This window comes from Gilvimarinus sp. 1_MG-2023, assembly GCF_030548285.1.
In genome coordinates this window covers 1-247 of the sequence record NZ_JAUOSC010001473.1, presented here as the reverse complement: position 1 = coordinate 247, position 247 = coordinate 1, and the positions used below count along the sequence as shown (strand labels likewise).

Below are 247 nucleotides of genomic sequence, written 5' to 3'. Positions count from 1 at the left end.
CTACTGGATATGGACGGTACCCTGCTGGACTTGCACTTTGATAATTACTTCTGGCTGGAACATTTGCCCGAGCAGTATGCCCGCCACAAAGGCATCGACAAGGCCGCCGCTCTGACGGAACTGAGCAGCAGCTTTATCGGCCTGCGCGGTACCCTCAACTGGTATTGCCTCGATCACTGGAGCAATCTGACCGGATTACCGATCGCGGAGTTGAAAAAAGACGTCGCCAGCAAAATCGGCTTCCGGC

1 pseudogene is annotated in these 247 nt (G+C 55.1%); it reads left to right on the top strand.

Annotated features, from left to right (window positions below):
- Positions 1 to 247: pseudogene (locus Q4563_RS21720) on the top strand (haloacid dehalogenase); the annotation flags it as partial.